Origin of the sequence: Pseudomonas salmasensis (assembly GCF_014268375.2) — a bacterium.
Lineage (GTDB): Bacteria > Pseudomonadota > Gammaproteobacteria > Pseudomonadales > Pseudomonadaceae > Aquipseudomonas > Aquipseudomonas salmasensis.
In genome coordinates, this window is record NZ_CP077083.1 from 5,633,211 (window position 1) to 5,650,810 (window position 17,600).

The 17,600-nt window shown below is 60.2% G+C and carries 15 protein-coding genes and 2 tRNA genes; 7 read left to right on the plus strand and 10 right to left on the minus strand.

The window, feature by feature from the left end:
• Positions 1-61 precede the first annotated feature (61 nt).
• Positions 62-137 (plus strand) — tRNA-Val (locus tag HU731_RS25385).
• Positions 138-156: 19 nt separating this feature from the next.
• Positions 157-233, plus strand: a tRNA-Asp gene (locus HU731_RS25390).
• A gap of 89 nt (positions 234-322) precedes the next feature.
• Here the strand turns inward: HU731_RS25390 and HU731_RS25395 are convergent.
• Entirely contained in the window at positions 323-1,456 is a 1,134-nt protein-coding gene (locus HU731_RS25395; protein WP_186608405.1) for a catalase family protein, read from the minus strand.
• A gap of 29 nt (positions 1,457-1,485) precedes the next feature.
• Positions 1,486-3,294, minus strand: a complete 1,809-nt coding sequence (locus HU731_RS25400; protein ID WP_186608406.1) for a di-heme-cytochrome C peroxidase — start codon at positions 3,292-3,294, stop codon at positions 1,486-1,488.
• A 247-nt stretch (positions 3,295-3,541) separates the two neighbouring features.
• Here HU731_RS25400 and bamJ point away from each other — a divergent pair, with 247 nt between their 5' ends.
• From bamJ to HU731_RS25420, 4 genes are all read left to right on the plus strand, one after another.
• Positions 3,542-4,282: a BamJ family beta-barrel-assembly machinery protein gene (bamJ, locus tag HU731_RS25405; RefSeq protein ID WP_003190133.1), complete on the plus strand. Its 741-nt coding sequence runs from the start codon at positions 3,542-3,544 to the stop codon at positions 4,280-4,282.
• An 837-nt stretch (positions 4,283-5,119) separates the two neighbouring features.
• Positions 5,120-5,575 (plus strand): YkvA family protein, encoded by a 456-nt coding sequence (locus tag HU731_RS25410; protein ID WP_003190134.1) that lies wholly within the window; start codon positions 5,120-5,122, stop codon positions 5,573-5,575.
• Between the two features lie 96 nt (positions 5,576-5,671).
• On the plus strand, positions 5,672-6,010 hold the full coding sequence (locus HU731_RS25415; protein WP_032892567.1) for a helix-turn-helix domain-containing protein: 339 nt from the start codon (positions 5,672-5,674) through the stop codon (positions 6,008-6,010).
• Entirely contained in the window at positions 6,007-6,378 is a 372-nt protein-coding gene (locus tag HU731_RS25420; protein WP_003190138.1) for a hypothetical protein, read from the plus strand. Before HU731_RS25415 ends, HU731_RS25420 begins: the two co-directional genes overlap by 4 nt.
• On the opposite strand, the gene HU731_RS25425 is transcribed toward HU731_RS25420, so the two are convergent.
• The 8 genes from HU731_RS25425 to HU731_RS25460 all read right to left on the minus strand — a co-directional run bounded on the left by HU731_RS25425 (position 6,375) and on the right by HU731_RS25460 (position 16,418).
• Entirely contained in the window at positions 6,375-8,144 is a 1,770-nt protein-coding gene (locus HU731_RS25425) for a bifunctional diguanylate cyclase/phosphodiesterase (protein ID WP_186608407.1), read from the minus strand. The two genes, HU731_RS25420 and HU731_RS25425, sit on opposite strands and share 4 nt — an antisense overlap.
• A gap of 117 nt (positions 8,145-8,261) precedes the next feature.
• Positions 8,262-10,343, minus strand: a complete 2,082-nt coding sequence (locus HU731_RS25430; RefSeq protein WP_225931533.1) for a carboxy terminal-processing peptidase — start codon at positions 10,341-10,343, stop codon at positions 8,262-8,264.
• Positions 10,344-11,052: 709 nt separating this feature from the next.
• Positions 11,053-11,706: an HAD family hydrolase gene (locus HU731_RS25435; protein WP_186608409.1), complete on the minus strand. Its 654-nt coding sequence runs from the start codon at positions 11,704-11,706 to the stop codon at positions 11,053-11,055.
• 33 nt (positions 11,707-11,739) lie between these two features.
• Complete coding sequence (locus HU731_RS25440) at positions 11,740-12,729, minus strand: ABC transporter ATP-binding protein (protein ID WP_186608410.1); 990 nt, start codon at positions 12,727-12,729, stop codon at positions 11,740-11,742.
• Entirely contained in the window at positions 12,726-13,526 is an 801-nt protein-coding gene (locus HU731_RS25445; RefSeq protein WP_003190144.1) for an ABC transporter permease, read from the minus strand. The genes HU731_RS25440 and HU731_RS25445 overlap by 4 nt, the downstream gene beginning before the upstream one ends.
• Positions 13,513-14,358, minus strand: coding sequence for an ABC transporter permease (locus tag HU731_RS25450; protein ID WP_032892563.1), 846 nt, complete (start codon positions 14,356-14,358; stop codon positions 13,513-13,515). Before HU731_RS25450 ends, HU731_RS25445 begins: the two co-directional genes overlap by 14 nt.
• The gene (locus tag HU731_RS25455; RefSeq protein ID WP_186608411.1) at positions 14,355-15,161 is read right to left on the minus strand and encodes an alkaline phosphatase family protein; all 807 of its coding nucleotides are present in this window, start codon (positions 15,159-15,161) and stop codon (positions 14,355-14,357) included. Before HU731_RS25455 ends, HU731_RS25450 begins: the two co-directional genes overlap by 4 nt.
• A 180-nt stretch (positions 15,162-15,341) precedes the next feature.
• Complete coding sequence (locus HU731_RS25460; protein ID WP_003190150.1) at positions 15,342-16,418, minus strand: ABC transporter substrate-binding protein; 1,077 nt, start codon at positions 16,416-16,418, stop codon at positions 15,342-15,344.
• A gap of 351 nt (positions 16,419-16,769) precedes the next feature.
• On the opposite strand from HU731_RS25460, the gene HU731_RS25465 reads away from it, so the two are divergent.
• Entirely contained in the window at positions 16,770-17,483 is a 714-nt protein-coding gene (locus tag HU731_RS25465; RefSeq protein WP_003190151.1) for a UTRA domain-containing protein, read from the plus strand.
• The last annotated feature ends 117 nt before the right edge of the window (positions 17,484-17,600 follow it).

The following is a 17,600-nucleotide window of genomic DNA, read 5'->3' on the forward strand; positions in this document are numbered from 1 at the left end:
ATTGCATTTAAATCAAGACATTACGATTTTTTGGTGTATGATGCGCCCACACCGAAACGAAGGGTGATTAGCTCAGCTGGGAGAGCGTCTGCCTTACAAGCAGAATGTCGGCGGTTCGATCCCGTCATCACCCACCATTCGCTTCAAGTGTTACGCGCAGCGGTAGTTCAGTCGGTTAGAATACCGGCCTGTCACGCCGGGGGTCGCGGGTTCGAGTCCCGTCCGCTGCGCCATATTCGGCAACCTGGAATACTGAACGCCAGGTAGCCACAAGAAACCCGCTCATTGAGCGGGTTTTTTTTCGCCTGCGATTTAACGCACCTTACGGTGCGTTGCGGCTGTGGCGGTAGTCGCTGACGGCTTCGTACACCGCTTTGCGCAGGCGATTGATGCCGCCGATGGGGCGGTGCGCTTCCAAACCGAACCAAGGGTTGAACGACTGGTTATCGCACGCCAGGTTCTGCGCCGGCGTGTCGAAGTCCTGGGCGGGAATCCTGACCTTGGCCACCGTTTCATACGGCGCGTCGCTTTCCTTCCACTCGATACTGGTGTCTTCGATGGGCATGAAGGCCTGCGGGTTTTGCCGCTGGATCTGCAGCACAAAACACGCATCTACACGGTCGGTGGACAGTTGCTGGGTGAGCGCGCTGCGCAGGAAGTTGGGCAGGTCCTGGTTCTGTTTGGGCAGTACATAATCCGGGCAGCTTTGCGGGTCGGGCGCGACGCGAAACTTGGCGTTGGCCGCGCCAAACTTATAAGGCGACACTGAAAAGTAAGTCGTCTGCGTCGGGCTGGCCGGGGCGGGCGCCAGGGTTGCCAGGGCGATAAACAAGTGACGCACTTGCCAGCTGCGCGGGTCGAGCTTGGGAAAGAACGCCAGGACCTTCTTGCCATCCGCTTGCGCACCGATGTTCTGCGCGTATTCCGCGACATCGCTGACAAAGAAGTTCGGGTGGCTGAACATCACGAAATCCTGCTCGGTGCGCGCTTGCTGGTCGGCCATCAGTTGCTTGCCCGGCACTTCCAACAGCTTGATCGCCATGCCGCGGGCATCGCGGATGCTGTCGAATTGCGGGTAGGCGTTGCCGTTGGACAGGCGCATCGTCGCCTGCCAGGTCTTGCCCGGCTCGGCGAACACGCCCTGGCGCAAGGCTGGGTCGAGATCCGCCAGAACGCTGACCTCGGCTTTCACGCATCCATGGGCCTTGGCATGGGCATCACGCAGGTAGCGGGTGCCTTCGCGATGCTGGTCAACGATGCGCACGGCGGTCTGGATGATGCCTTGGGTCATCGCCGCTTCACCGGGCGGGATCTGTTCCTTCACCGACACCGGGCCTCTGTGCTGCCAGGCGAACCACGCCATGGCCAACACCCACCCCAGCAGGCCCAGGCCCAGCAGCCACAACAGGGTTTTACCCACAAAGGCGCCAAGGCGCAGCCAGAGACGAGCAAGCATGGAGCGGTCCTTGTTTTGCGATCGGATAATCATGGCAGTTGTTGCTCCAGCGGGCCGCCCAGCACTTTGAGGTATTCGAGCAGCGCCCAGCGTTCCTGCGGCAGCAGGCCACGGCCGATAACGCCATTGCCACGTTCGCCGGCACGGAATTCGTGGCCGCTGTTGTGGTTGCCGGTGATTCTGGTATCGAACAGGAAGGCGTTCTTGAAGGCGGTGGTCTCAAACCCCAGGTGACGCGGGTCGTAGTTGAAGGTGCCTTTATAGAAGGTGGTGCTGCGTTCGTCCTGGGGCGAGAGCAGTTGGTAGATCGTCGGCACCGAACCGTTGTGCAGGAACGGCGGGGTGGCCCATACGCCGGCCAGTGGTCGCGCCTTGTAGGCGCGCAACTCGCGCACGCCGATGGGCAGGCCGAACCCGTCCAGGCCTGGGCGCTCGGCCGGGGTGACGCCGGCCGCACGGTAGGCGTGTTCTTCGACGAAGGCGGTGACATAGGCCAGGCCTTGGGCCACCGACATTTTTGTCAGGTCCAGCGGCGCGGTAGGGGTGGGGTGCAGTTCGACATTGAGCCGGGCCAGTTCGGCCGGGTCCCATTGCAGGGCACTGAGGTCATAGCGTTGGTCGGCAATGTTGTTGGCTGTGCCGGGGTCGGTGCCGATGTAGTCCACCGGCAGCATTTTCAACTGCTGCACCGGGCGGCCGTTTTCTTCAGTAATGGTGGGCAGGTGGCAGCCGGCGCAGTTCTCGGCAAAGAGTGCGCGGCCCTGGGCGGCGAGGGGTTTGTCGATGGCACCGAACAAGTCTTGCGGCCAGGTCGGCGGCTTGAGCCGTTGCAGGGTTTCTTCGATCAGGTGCAGGTCGCGCACCCGTACGCTGGACGGGTAGCGGGCATCGCCCTTGAGCGGTTGCCCGGCTGCGTCGAAGAACGCCAGGGTCGCGCCTACGCCAAGGGCTTCGCCGATGTTGCGCGCCATGGGCTGCTGGGCCGAGCCATTCCACTGCACCCAGTCGAAGGTCCAGATATCCCACAGCTGCGGGTAGTCCACCGGGGCATTGGCGACGCGATAATTGTCGGGGGAAATGGCGTCGCCAAAACTGGCGTTGGCGATGCGCCCAAAGGCGTCAGTACGGCCCGGGCCTTCTTCGGTGGGGTAAAGGCCGCGGTGGGTGTCATTCCAGGCGACTTTGAGGAACTGGTTCAGCGATTGCTTGAAGTCTTTGCGCAGTTGATCGCGCTGGGCATCGTACTGATCCCCCAGCACCTTGTGAGCAAAGCGCTCAAACTTCCATGGGTTGTAATAGGTAGCAGCCAGGCTGGCGACCAGAGCCTGGCCGAAACTGCCGCCGCGCAACGTGGGAACGCTGGAGGGCAGTACGTGCTGCGCCGAGCCGCCGTCGATGCGCAGGGCCTGGCCCTTGAAGTGCAATTCGCCGGTGTGGCAGGCCGCACAGGTGATATCCAGGTACTGAGCCTTGCTATCGGGGTTCTGGTGCCGGGCGAACCCTACTGGCAGGTTGCCAGGGTTTTGCGCGGTGGGCGCCTGCTTGGGGTCGACCAGGAAGCCAAAGCGCGCCAGGTACTCCGGCGCGGCAAAGCGTTGCTCGGAAAACGGCAGTTCCAGGGCGGTGAACCAGTCGTAGTGCAGGCCTTTTACTTGGGTGCCCTGGGGCGTGAAGTAGTAGGTCTGGCGGTCGTCGGCACTCCATTGCTCCTGGTAGTGCACCTGCTTTACTGGAACGTAGTCCGGCAGCTTGGGGTTGAGGGTGTAGTAGAGCACCACGGCCAGAATCAGGCCCAGTGCGATCAGTATCAGGAGTAAAACACGGGAAAAAATGCGCAAGATAACTATCCTTGTCGAATTGTCGCGTTGTTATGCCACTGCGCCACAGGTGCGGCAAGTAGCAATTGGCCCGCTATCAGGCGGTCCCGCGATCCGTCGCGGGGCCCCATGATAAAGGGAAATGCTTTTAAACACGTGAACTTATCAGAAGTTTCCTGCTCACATGCCGGTAGCCATTGGTCGTGGCCGCCTGATAAGCTCGCGACTTTATTCGAATGCCCTTATGGCGCATGAACAAGGAAATAGCATGAAACAGCATCGGTTGGCGGCGGCGGTGGCCCTGGTTAGCCTGGTACTTGCGGGTTGTGATTCGCAGACCAGCGTAGAGCTGAAAACCCCGGCGCAAAAAGCTTCCTACGGCATCGGCCTGAACATGGGCAAGAGCCTTGCCCAAGAAGGCATGGACGACCTGGACTCCAAAGCTGTTGCCCAGGGCATCGAAGATGCCGTCGGCAAGAAAGAGCAGAAGCTCAAAGACGATGAGCTGGTTGAAGCGTTTGCCGCACTGCAAAAGCGTGCTGAAGAACGCATGACCAAAATGAGCGAAGAGTCGGCAGCTGCTGGCAAGAAATTCCTCGAAGACAACGCCAAGAAAGACGGTGTAGTCACTACCGCGTCCGGCCTGCAGTACAAGATCGTGAAGAAGGCCGACGGCGCCCAGCCTAAGCCGACCGACGTGGTGACTGTTCACTACACCGGCAAGCTCACCAACGGCACTACCTTTGACAGCTCCGTAGATCGCGGTAGCCCGATCGACCTGCCGGTCAGCGGCGTGATCCCGGGTTGGGTCGAAGGCCTGCAACTGATGCACGTTGGCGAGAAGGTCGAGCTGTACATCCCGTCCGACCTGGCCTACGGCGCCCAGAGCCCGAGCCCGGCGATCCCGGCCAACTCGGTGCTGGTATTTGACCTGGAGCTGCTGGCCATCAAGGACCCAGCCAAGGCAGAAGCGGCTGACGCACCTGCTGCACCAGCCGCCAAGAAGTAATCGGCGCCTGAACACACAACGCCCCGTCTCGACGGGGCGTTGTTGTTTTCGGCGTTGGTCAAACGACGCAAAATTCCCTGTGGGAGCTGGCTTGCCTGCGATGGCGGCCTGACAGCCGACGCCAATCTAGCTGACACCGCACGATCCAACTGTGGGCTTGCTCGCGAAGGCGGTCTGACAGCCGACACAGTCATACCGAGTACATATCCATTCCTGCGGTAACGGCCACTTAGGGTTCCGCCCTGACGGCGGGTCACTTTGGAAAAGCCCCAAAGTAACCAAAGGGCTCTTGCCCCACCACTCGGCACCTCGCCTAGGCTCGGTGTGCCCGTAATCCGCCAGTGATTTGGGGGGCCGCCGCCACGCGCCATCCATGGCGCGGGGCGGCTAAACCGGCATCCCTGCCGGTTTACCCCCCAAATCCCTGTCGAATTCCGGCCAGCGTGGTTTAACGGGGCGCCTGAGATCAAGATCAAAGCAGATCAAGATCAAATGCGGCTCGCTTCGCATCGTGGTTTGCGTTGGCTGCTACAGCCTGTAGGGTTGTGTAGAGACTTATGGCAATCGCAGGCAAGCCAGCCCCTACGTTGAAGCCTCTGCAAATCCAAACGAACGTCCGCAACCGGACACAGTCTGATATAAGACTCGAGCACGGGTAGCCGCACATACATGCCAAGTCAATGAATTCTTGGGTTTTTTTTATGTGCGCAAAAAATGCCCGATCTGACTGTAGGCCTTGTAGTCCGTGGCTTTCAGCCGATAAAACAGGCTCTGTTCACAAGGTTATCCACAATTTGTGTGGATAACCTTTTATGTCGCCTGGAACTGGAGTGCCCTATGAAACCACCGTTCAATTTCACCCGTTTCTTGCCTATGGCCGCGCGCTTGCTCGGTCGTGGGCGTTTGCCAACCTTGCTGTTTGCCGTCGCTGCCAAAGGCTCAAGCCAAGGCAATCGGCTCGGCCAGCTCAAGGATGATCTCAAGTTGCTGCAGGCCCTGTGCCTGGCTTACTGGCGCGGCGAATACCGTGCGATCAGCCCTAAGGCGTTGATCTCGGTGGTGGCGGGGCTGATGTATTTTCTTAGCCCTATTGATGCGATTCCGGATTTTCTCCCCATGTTCGGCATGCTCGACGACATTGCTGTGCTGGCATGGGTCATGAAGACCCTGAGCGGCGAGCTGAGCGCCTTTCGTACCTGGCGCGATGCGCAACGTCCGGAAAAACTTGCGGTGGTTGAGCGCCTGCCTGCGACGCCTGAGCTGCTGGCCCGGGAAAACCCGCAAAAAAACTAATGTCGCCAGCTATCCCCTGCGACCTCTGTGGCTGTTAGGATTACACTCCTAAGGAAATAACTTACTTAGTAAGTGTTTTTATCCTACGGGGCAGTCATGGATATCCAGATCATTTCACGCGATGGCGAACCCGAATATGCGGTGTTGCCATGGGACCAGTACCAGGCGCTGCTAAAAGCTGCCGGTCAGTTGCAACCGCCACGCGCTTCTCCTTCTGCTGCACCCACCGCCACCGAGCAGGACCTGCGCCCGCTTGCGGCCCTGCGCGGCCTGCGTGAGGCCAAGGGCCTGGCGATCGAGGCCCTGGCGCGTACCGTGGGCATCAGCCCTTCGTATCTTGGATTGATAGAAAGTGGTGAACGCCAGCCGGATGCCGCCATTCGCCGCAGCCTGGCCTGGGAATTGGGCGTTGCAGGTTGGAGGGATGAGTCTTGAGCCTACGTATCAGCCGTCAGCACTGGGATGGGTTAATCAATGAACTGGACCAGGCACGTCGCCAGCGCCACTTGCTGACGTATCGTGCGCTGCTGGAGCGTCTGCAATTTCCCACGCCGGCCATGCAGACCCTGGCTGCGGCCCTGGAGCACCTGGCGGCGCTGGATGCCAAGGCGGAGCAACCGCTGCGCAGTTCCCTGGTGATCAGCCAGGGCGCCAGCCGCCTGCCGCGCACCGGTTTTTTCGAATGTGTGGAGCGTCTGGGGCGGTTCAGCGGGCCGTCCGATGGCGTCGCCGCCGCGTCCTGGCATGCATCCGAAGTGGTGCGGGTGTTCGAGTACGAGTATCCGGAGTCCGCCGAGGCCTAAAGCGCCTGGGGGCAGGTGTCCATGCTGTCGATCACGTGGATGCTGTAGCCCGCCACATCCTTGGCTTGGTGCTTGGCTTGCGAAGCCAGCTCTGCCAATTGGCTGGCATCGAGTTGCGCACAGGCCTGTGGATACAAATGCACCACGCCGATGGACAGCGATAGCAGCGCAAACTCCTGGCGCGCACCTTGGCGGTTGAGGGCCACGAAGCACCCAGCCTCAAGGTGCTCTGCGCGGTAGAAGCGTCGGCATTGGGTGTGGAAATCGTCCAGCAGTTGGTTGAGGCGCTTGCGCCAATCCTGCGGGCCCAGCACCAGCAGAAAATCATCGCCGCCAATGTGCCCGACAAAGTCGCGGCTGGGGTCTACCCGGTCGTTCAGGCACTGCGCCAGGCACAGCAGCACTTCATCCCCGCGCCCGTAGCCGTAGATATCGTTGAACGGCTTGAAACTGTCGATATCCACATAGCAGATCACCGACTCGCGCCGTTGCTGCAGCAGCCGGGTGAGGCACTGCTGGATCGGCACGTTGCCAGGCAGCAAGGTCAGCGGGTTGGCGTAGCGGGCCTGCTGGATTTTCAGCTCCGTGATCAACTTGAGCACGTCGATGACCCGGCCCAGCCCCAGGTAATCACCGTTCAGGGTGATGATGAAATCCTCTTCGATGCGTTGTCGTGCGCGGCTGGTCAATAAGCGGCTGACCTGCTGCAAGGACTGGCTCAGTTCCACCGCCAAAAAGTCATCGCTCATCAAGCGGCTGATGGGTTTGCGCGCGAACAAGTCGGTGGCGAATGGCTTGAGCAACGCGTCCGATAGCGAATGTCGGTGCACAATGCCGACCGGGCGACCGCGGCCGTCCAACACCGCCAGCGAGTTGAGGTTGGCCTGGCGGCGGAACGATTCCAGCACTTGGGCGGTGGCGGTGTCTTGATCCACGGCGGGCTGCTCATTGAGCAGGGCGCTCAGGTCACTGCCTTCGTCGTTGAGGGCCAGCGTGGCGTTATCCGGCTTGGGCAGCATCAGGCGCGCTTCCTGCGGCGGCTGTTCCTGAGGGCGGCAGAGCAGGTAGCCCTGGACCAGGTCGACGCCCATCTCGGTCAACACCGCCAGTTCTTCCGGCAACTCGATGCCCTCGGCAATCACCTGGGCACGGGACGCCCTGGCGATCTGCAGGATCGAGCCGACAAACTCACGCTTGAGGGCATCCTGGTGAATGCCGTCGATAAAGTGCCGGTCGATCTTCACGTAGTCCGGGCGCAGTTCCGACCACAAGCGCAAGCTGGAATAACCGGCGCCCAAGTCATCCAGTGCGATGGCAAAACCCATGTCGCGGTAGTGGTGCAAGGCGGTTTGCAACAGCGCGAAATCGTCGGTGGGTGCCTGCTCGGTGAGTTCGATCACCACGTGGCTGGGAGAAATACCGAAGTCGCGCAACAGTTGCAGGGTGCGCCCTGGCTGATGCGCATGCTCCATCAACGATTCCGGCGAGATATTGAGGAACAGCTTGCCGGGCAGTTTCTGCTCGCTGAAGCGCCGGCATGCGCTCTCTCGACACGCCATGTCCAGCTCGCTCAGGCGCCCGGCATGGCTGGCCACCGAGAACAGCGCGACGGGGGAGTGCAGCGGGCTGTTGGACGGGCCGCGACTGAGGGCTTCGTAACCGAGGATGCGCCGCTCCGACAGGCAGATGATCGGTTGGAACAGGCTGTGCAAACTGCCTTGAGCCAGGATTGAGCCCAATGCATTCAGCTGTTCGGTCATGGTCATGGCGGTCTCGATCAAAAAAAAGGACCGCAGGCGTAAACCTGCGGTCCTTTTATTTCACGACAGAATGATGTCTATATGATGACACTCCGAGGAGCGATCACATTAAATCGCCATCATTTACTGCTTGGCCACCTGCTTGGTGATCTTCAGGTAATCCAGCAGGATCCGGCCAGTCTCGGCCAAGTAGGCGTCGTCTTCCGGCTTGGTTTTATCCGCCTCGGTCGGCAGCGCGTCTTCATCTTCTTTCTTCAGCTCTTTGAGCGGGTCTTCACCCTTGGCCTTGCGGCGGGTGTTTTCCAGCACCAGTTGCTGATTCTCGATGCTGGAGTGCTGTGCACGGCGATCCGCTTCGTTGAGGCTGACGGTCTTCTCTTCCATCAACTTCTTGGCCAGGGCCAGCTTGTCGCGGATAAACACGAACTCGGCGTCCTTGGCGGAGCGGGTGTCGTGGTCAGCCTTCAACTGAGCCAGGAACGGCTTGAACGGATCCGACGCCGGCTTGATCGCAGGGCGGATGGTGTCCCACGGCATGGCTTCAGGCAGGGCGCTTTCGCCGATTTCCTTGGTGTCGATGATCGACGGGAAATCGATATCCGGCAGCACGCCCTGATGCTGGGTGCTCTGCCCGGATACCCGGTAGAACTTGGCCAGTGTCAGCTTAAGCTCGCCATGGTTCAGCGGCTGGATGGTCTGCACGGTGCCTTTGCCGAAGGTCTGGCCGCCGATGATCAGTGCACGGTGGTAGTCCTGCATGGCACCGGCGAAAATCTCCGAGGCCGAAGCCGAGAGGCGGTTGACCAGCAGCGCCATCGGGCCTTTGTAGAAGGCGCCCGGGTTCTCGTCTTCCAGCACGTCGACACGGCCGTCAGCGTTGCGTACCAACACGGTCGGGCCCTTGTCGATAAACAGGCTGGTCAGCTCGGTGGCTTCCTGCAGGGAGCCGCCGCCGTTGTTGCGCAGGTCGATGACCACGCCGTCAACTTTCTCTTTCTGCAGTTCTGTGAGGATTTTCTTCACGTCGCGGGTGGTGGACTTGTAGTCCGGATCACCGGCACGGAACGCCTTGAAGTCCAGGTAGAAGGCCGGGATTTCAATCACGCCCAGCTTGTAGTCCTTGCCATCCTGCTTGAGGTTGAGGACTTTCTTCTGCACGGCCTGGTCTTCGAGCTTCACCGCTTCACGGGTGATGGACACGATCTTGCTGGTCTGGTCGTTCGGTGCATTGGTGTGCGGAATCACTTCCAGGCGCACCACGCTGCCTTTAGGCCCACGGATCAGCTTGACCACTTCGTCCAGGCGCCAGCCGACCACATCGACCATCTCTTTGTCGGCCTGGGCCACGCCGATGATCTTGTCGGCGGGTGCCACTTGCTTGGTTTTGTCAGCAGGGCCTGCCGGCACCAGACGAACGATCTTCACCTGGTCATTGTCGCTTTGCAGGACGGCACCGATGCCTTCCAGGGACAGACTCATATTGATATCGAAATTTTCCGCGTTATCTGGCGACAGATAATTGGTGTGCGGGTCGTAGGACATCGCAAAGGTGTTGATGTAGGCCTGGAAGATATCCTCGGCACGGGTCTGGTCCAGGCGCGCCAGCTGGTTCTTGTAGCGCTTGGTCAACAGCTCTTGAATGGCCTTGGGCTCTTTGCCGGCGATCTTCAAGCGCAGCACTTCGTCCTTGACGCGTTTGCGCCACAGGTCGTCCAGGGCTGCGGTGCTGGTCAGCCAAGGGGCGTCCTTGCGGTCTACCAGCAGGGTTTCTTTCTGGGTGAAGTCGAGCTTGTCGACGCCTTTGTTCAGCTCACCCAGGGCGAAGTCCAGACGCGCTTTGACGCGGTCCAGGTAACGCTTGTAGATGGTGAAGCCGGGCTGCAGGTCGCCGCTCTTGAGGAGGTCGTCGAACTGGGTCTTCCACTTGTCGAACTCAGCGATATCGCTGGCCAGGAAGTAGCTGCGCGACGGGTCCAGCAGCTTGAGGTAGCTGTCGTAGATGATCACCGAGCGAGCGTCGTCCAGCGGCGGCTTGCTGTAGTGATGGCGCTTGAGCAACTCGACGACGTTAAGGCTGGCAATCACCTCATCGCGATCAGGCTGAAGATTGTCCCAGCTATTGGCTGCGAACGTATTGGTCGACATCGACGCGAAGCCGAGACCAATGAAAAAAGCGAGGGCGGTGCTGGGGAACAGATGCTTCATGCTGATTCGACGCGGGGGCAATTGATAACGCATATTAGGCCGTCTTTGAGGGAGCCGGTTCCATATGGTCCGGTCGCATAATGCAAAAAGCCCGGCGCTACAGCACCGGGCTCAGTCCAGACTCACTATGGAGGCACTGTGAAAGCATTGCAAGGCGTTGACGGTGATGTGGAGGGCTAGAACAACCCTGTCCTACGCTCGGTGTAGTCCATATTGCCAATAGCCTGACCGAATCCTAGATTGAAATGCAGTCAGTGTGGGAGCTGGCTTGCCTGCGATGGCGGCCTGGCAGTCAACACAGGTGGACAGTGTACATATCCGTTCCTGCGGTAACGGCCACCTAGGGTTCCGCCCTGACGGCGGCTCACTTTGCAAAAGCGGCAAAGTAAGCAAAGCGCTCTTGCCCCACCACTCGGCACCTCGCTTAGGCTCGGTGTGCCCGTAATCCGCCAGTGATTTGGGGGGCCGCCGCCACGCGCCATCCATGGCGCGGGGCGGCTAAACCGGCATCCCTGCCGGTTTACCCCCCAAATCCCTGTCGAATTCCGGCCAGCGTGGTTTAACGGGGCGCCTGAGATCAAGATCACAAGCAGATCAAGATCAAGAGCGGCTCGCTTCGCATCGTGGTTACCGTTGAGCGCTACAGAGTTGTGTAGATACCGATGGCTATCGCAGGCAAGCCAGCTCCCACAGGTTGATCTCTATTGAGTCAGGTCCAGTGGTGGATCGGCCAGCCGGCCTGTTCGGCATGGGCGCGCAACACCGGGTCCGGGTTCACTACCTGCGGGTGATCCACCTTGAGCAGCAGCGGCAAGTCATTGCGCGAATCCGAGTAGAAATACGCGCCTTCCAGACTTTCACCTTCCTGCTCCAGCCATTCCAGCAAGCGCGTGATCTTGCCCTCACGATAGGTCAGCACGCCTACGGTCTTACCGCTGTACACGCCGTGGCTGACGTCCAGGTTTATGCCCAGCACTTCCTCAATGCCGATACGCGCCGCAATCGGCGTGACCAGGTGAGTGCCCGAAGCGGAAATCACCAGGATCCGGTCGCCGTTCGCGCGGTGGCGGGCGATGGTTTTGGTGGCGTCGCTGTAGATCAGTGGCTCGATCACGTCCTCGACCCACGGCTCCACCAGGTGCTCGATCTCTTCCGGGGTGCGGCCGATCATCGGCTCCAGGCTGAAATCCATGAAATCTTCCATCAACAGCTTGCCCTGGCTGTAGGCATCCATCAGCTCGTTGTTCCTGCGCATGAACGACTCAGGGTCGACCCAGCCGAGGCGGCCCATCTGTTCGCTCCATAGCGTGGCGCAGTCGCCGTGGATCAGGGTGTCGTCCAGATCAAAAATTACCAATGCCATCGGTGATGCTCTCTCTCAATAGGTCGCTGCCTGTCAGGCTACTGCACACAGTGCGCTGGGGTCGATGGAAAGTGCCAGGCGCTGGCCATCCGGGTGCAGGTCGTCTGCCGAACGATTGAGCACGTCCACCACCAGCTCGACGCCACGGGCTTCGATGCGATAGCGAATCACGTTACCCAGCAGGCTGTGGCTACGCACCAACGCATCGAGCTCGCCGCTGCGGCTCAACTCGATGGCCTCGGGGCGAATCGCGATGCGCCCGCTGATCGGCCGTTGCAGCAGCTGGCTGGCCTTGTCGGCATCGAGCAGGTTGTAGTTGCCGATAAACCCGGCCGCGAACGCATCCACCGGCGCGGTATAGAGGGTTTCGGCATCGCCGCTCTGCACGATCTTGCCTTGGTTCATCAAGAAGATGCGGTCGGACATGGTCAGGGCTTCTTCCTGGTCATGGGTCACGAAGATCGTGGTCAACCCCAGTTCGCGCTGGATCTGGCGGATCTGTTCGCGCAAATGCTTGCGAATCCGTGCATCCAATGCCGACAGCGGTTCATCCAGCAGCAGCAGGCGCGGGCGGGTCACCAGTGAGCGGGCGAGGGCGACGCGCTGGCACTGGCCACCGGACATCTGGTGCGGATAGCGGCCGGCCAGGTCCTTGAGCTCCACCAGTTGCAGCACTTCTTGCACGCGCTTGTGGCTGTCGTCGGCGTTGACCTTCTGCATGCGCAGGCCGAAGGCGACGTTCTGCTCTACGGTCATGTTGGGGAACAGCGCGTAGCTCTGGAACACCATGCCGATCTGGCGCTTCTGTGGGCTCAGGGGCACGATGTCCTGGCCATCCAGGAGGATTTGGCCACTGTCCACCGGGGTAAGCCCGGCGATGCAGCGCAGCAGGGTGGATTTGCCGCAACCGGACGGGCCGAGCAGGGTGACGAACTCGCCTTTGGCGACCTCGCAATTGATATCGCTGAACACCGGGGTGCCGGTGTAGCCTTTTTGCAGGTGTTGGACGCTGACGAAGCTCATTGGCTTTTGTCCTTGTTCAAGAGCGTGGCGGCCCAGGTGAGCACCAGCACAAAGAAGAAATAGGAGATCACCACGGCGCTGGTGAAATGGCCGCTGCTGTTGCGCATGTTGTTGAGGTACACCTGCAGGGTTTCGTAGCGGGTGCCGACGAGGATGTTGGCGAACACGAACTCACCGAACAGGAACGAGAACGACAGCAACAGCGCCACCATCAGGCCCTTGCGCAGGTTGGGCAGCACCACCAGGATCGCGGCCTGCCAGGTACTGGCGCCCAGCAGTTGCGAGGCGTCCATCAGGTCGCGCAGGTTGATGGCCTGCAGGTTATTGGTGATCGCGCGGTACATGAACGGCAGCGCGACGGTGAAGTAACAGCCGATCAGAATCCACGGCGTACCCACCATTGCCAGCGGCCCGGACCCGTACAGTTGCAGCAGACCTACCGAGGACACCACCGGCGGCACCGCAAAGGGCAGCAGGATCAGGATGTTCATCAACGCGTCGAGCTTGGGAAAGTGGTAATGCACCACGAACAGCAGCGGCAAAATCAACACCACTGAAAGGATCAGTGCACCCACGCACACCAGCAACGATTGCCCGAAGGCCATCAGAAAGCGCGGGTCGCTCCACAGCTGTACATACCATTTCACGCTGAAACCGGCGGGCAGGATGGTGGCCGACCAACTGCTGGAAATCGAGTAGACAAAGGTGCCCACCAAAGGCAGCACCAGGATCAGGAACAATAGGTACACCACCACCCGGTGGTAGAGGGAGGCCGGGCCGGCTTCAGCGCGAGACATGGTAGCTCCTCTTGAGCAGCAGTTGATGCACCACCGTGACCACGGTCATCAGCGCCACCAGCACCACGGCCAGGGCGCTGGCCATGTTCGGGTCCAGCGATACATCGCCGGACACCAGCCCGGCAATGCGAATTGGCAGCACGTTGAAGTTGCCGGTAGTAAGCGCATAGACCGTGGCATAGGCGCCGAGGGCGTTGGCCAACAGGATCACAAAAGTTCCGAGCAGGGCCGGGGTGAGCACCGGCAGGCCGATATGCCGCCAGAACTGCCAGCCATTCGCACCGAGCAGGGCGGCCGATTCACGCCAGTCTTCGCGCAGTGCGTCAAAGGCCGGGTAGAGCAGCAGTACGCCGAGGGGAATCTGGAAGTAGGTATAGAGGATGATCAAGCCGGTCTTCGAGTACAGGTTGAAGTCTTCTATGATCCCGGCCTGCTTGAGCATGAGGGTGATGCTGCCGTTGAACCCCAGCAGGATGATGAACGCGAAGGCCAGCGGGACGCCGGCGAAGTTGCTGGTCATGTTGGCGAACGCGGTGACGAAGTTGCGCAGCGGCGAATCCACTCGGCGCAATGAGTAGCTGCCCAGGGTGGCGATGATGATGCCGAAGATGCTGGAGTAAAAGCTGATCTCCAGGCTGAACTGGATCGCCTGTCGGTAGAACTTCGAACTGAAAATGCGGGTGAAGTTTTCCAGGCTCCAGCCGGCCTCTTCGGTTTGCAGGCTGCTGATCAGCACCCACACCAGCGGCGCGATTTCGAACACGATAAAGAACAGTGCGAAGGGCAGCAGGCATAGCAGGGCCAGCCATTTGCCGCGGGTCAATGCATTCACTTGAGCAACCCCCGGCACACAGGTTTGTCGTGGGGCACGCCCAGCAGTTCGCAAACCGTGCCGCACAGGTCGGTCTGCTTCGGCGCAGCGTCAGTGTCCAGGCTGAAGGCGTCACCGATGACAAACAAGGGCACTTCCCGTTCTTCGCGCAACAGGCCGTTGTGGGAGCGGTCGTTGTTCATGCCGTGGTCGGCGGTGACCAGTACCTGGTAGCCGGCATCGAGCCAGCCTTGCAGGTAGTCGGCCAGGATGATGTCCGCCGAGCGCGCGCTGTTGCGGTATTGCGCGGTGTCGAGGCCATGCTTGTGGCCGGCGTCATCGATGTTCATCGGATGCACCAGCAAAAAGTTTGGTGCGTGCTTGAGCCGCAGGCTTTCGGCATCGGCGAACAGGTGGGAATCGGGGTAGTGGTCATTCCAGTAGAAATGCCCGTGCTGGATCGCCAGCGCCTTGTCGTCGGTGTGACGATCGCGGGCGGCGAGAAAGGGCGTGCGGTTATACAGCTCGCTGACCCAATGGTAAGCCGCCGCCGCGGTGCTTAAGCCTGCGTCAGTGGCGTAATGGAAAATGCTGCGCTGGTTGGACAGGCGCGAGACGTTGTTATGCACGATACCGCTTTGAATCGGCGGCACGCCGGTGAGGATGCATTCATACAACGGGCGGGACAGGGCAGGCAGTTCACATTCCAGTGTGTAAAGGGCTGCGCGTCCTGCGCCGACATAGGCCTGCAAGTGCCCCATGGCGTGCCGGGCGACCTCGAAGTTGAGGCCGTCGAGCACCACAAGGATGACATTGTGCTTCATGGGGGCTCCGCAACAGAGGGTTGAACCAATTTAACTGGAGGAACAGGGCAAAACTGTGGGAGCGGGCTTGCTCGCGAATGCGGTAGCTCATTCAGTCTATAAGTCACTGGCCCACCGCATTCGCGAGCAAGCCCGCTCCCACATTGGATCTCCACTGGATCTCCAATGTGGGGTAAACCCTTACTTCATTTCTACGATGACCTGCTCGTTCCACATCTGTGGCAGCTTCTTGGACGTCGCTTCCCAGGCATCGGCATCCTTGATCGGCTGCGGGTTGGCCTTGGTGTACTGCTCGCCCGGGATCAGGTTCTTGGCAACGTCTGCCGGCAGTTTCAAGTCGGTTTCAGCCCGGATCGGGCGCGCATTGCCACGTGCCAGGTTGAGCTGGCCGGCATCGCTGAAGATGTATTCGCGGGTCAGCTTGGCGGCGTTCGGGTGCTTGGCGTATTTGTTGATGATGGTGGTGTAGCCGGATTTAACCGAGCCATCCGAGGGGATCAGCACCACGTAGTCATCCGGGTTGGCCATCTTGGCCTTGTAGCTAAGGCCGTTGAAGTCCCAGACGAGGCCCACTTCGACTTCGCCTTTTTCCATGGTGGCGATGGTCGGGTTGGACAGTGAGAGGCGACCCTGCTGAGCGATCTTGGTGAAAAATTGCAGGCCCGGTGCGATGTTTTTCTCGTCGCCTTTGTTGGCGATGGCCGCGGCGAGTACTGCGTTCGAAGCCTGGGCGGCGGTGCTCACGTCACCCACCGATACTTTGTACTTGCCGGTTTGCAGGTCAGCCCAGGTGGTAGGCACTTCGGAGCCGTGCAGCAGCTTCTTGTTGACGATAAAGGCAATGGTGCCGGTGTAGGCCAAGGCCCAGTGACCGTCCTTGTCTTTCGCCCAATCCGGCACCTGGGCCCAGGTGGACGGCTTGTACGGCTGGGTGACTTCCTGCTTCACCGCGATAGGGCCGAAGGCCGCGCCCACGTCACCGATATCGGCGCTGGCGTTGTCTTTTTCGGCTTTGAACTTGGCGATTTCCTGGGCCGAGCTCATGTCGGTGTCGATGTGCTTGAGGCCGTAGGTCTTGGCCAGGTCTTCCCAGGTGCCTTTCCAGTTGGCCCAGTCATCGGGCATGCCGACGCTGTTGACGGCGCCTTCCGCTTTGGCGGCGGCTTCCAAGGTTTTTAGATCGGTATCAGCAGCCATGGCGGCGGTGCACATGGCAATGGTCGAGCCTAACAGTGATGCCAGGAAAAGCTGTTTCATCCGAAGCTCCTTTGGGCGTTTTCAACGCGGCGTTTTATCTGAACGTTAGCGGTGGTTTGGTCTAGGTCAGCAATACCTGAGCCAATCTAGGCCCCCTGGATGACAGTTTCATGTCGATGTCGTTTTTGAAGCGCTGATGTCGCTCAGCTCCGACTTAGCGTAGACCATGCCCAAGTGCCCGCAGGCCCTGGACTTGGCCGATGTATTGCAGGGTGTGGTAGAGGCAGTCGACAGCCTTTGTCATCTGTCGGTCATCTGGAGTGCCTAGGCTGGCACACAGCAGCAAAAGTCCAGATAGAGCGCGTTTTGTGCACCTGAACGGTGCTGGTCTAGTCCAGATAGGTAACGTTGATGCGTGATGAGGCAATCAAGGCGGTAACTTCCATCGGCCTGGCGCTGCAAGAGCAGATCGACCATGGCCTGTTGCCGCCTGCCAGCAAACTGCCCGCCGAACGCAAGCTCAGCGAGTTGTTTGGTACCACTCGGATTACCGTGCGGGAAGCCTTGTTACAACTGGAGGCCCAAGGGCAGATCTACCGCGAAGAGCGTCGCGGCTGGTTTGTCTCGCCACCACGGCTGGCCTATAACCTGATGCAGCGCAGCCACTTTCACGCCATGGTCAGCGACCAGGGGCGCGAGGCTTCCACGCAGGTCATTTCCGCACGCTTGCAACCAGCGTCGGCGGCGGTGTGCGCGTGGTTGCAATTGCCGGCGTTGTCGAGCGTGATCCAGATTTGCCGGGGTCGCAGGATTGACGGGCGCTTGGTGTTGTACGTGGAGCACTACCTGAACCCGCAGTATTTTCCGGGGATCCTGGCGTGTGATTTGAATCAGTCGATGACTGAGCTGTATGCCAGCAAATATGACTTGCACTACGGGCGGGTGCGTTTCGAGATTGTGCCGACCTCACTGCCGGTGGAAGCGGCCGCTGCGCTGCGCGTCTCGGTGGGCAGCCCGGGCCTGCGCATCGCCCGGGTCAACTACGACCAGCATCAACGCCTGATCGACTGTGACCTGGAGTTCTGGCGGCATGATGCGATTCATGTGGGGGTGGATGTGGTGTAGCGGCTGGTGCACCGCGAACCTGTGTGGGAGCTGGCTTGCCTGCGATGGCATCGACTCGGTATGTGCCTGATAAAGCGAGGCGCCCGCATCGCAGGCAAGCCAGCTCCCACATTGAAC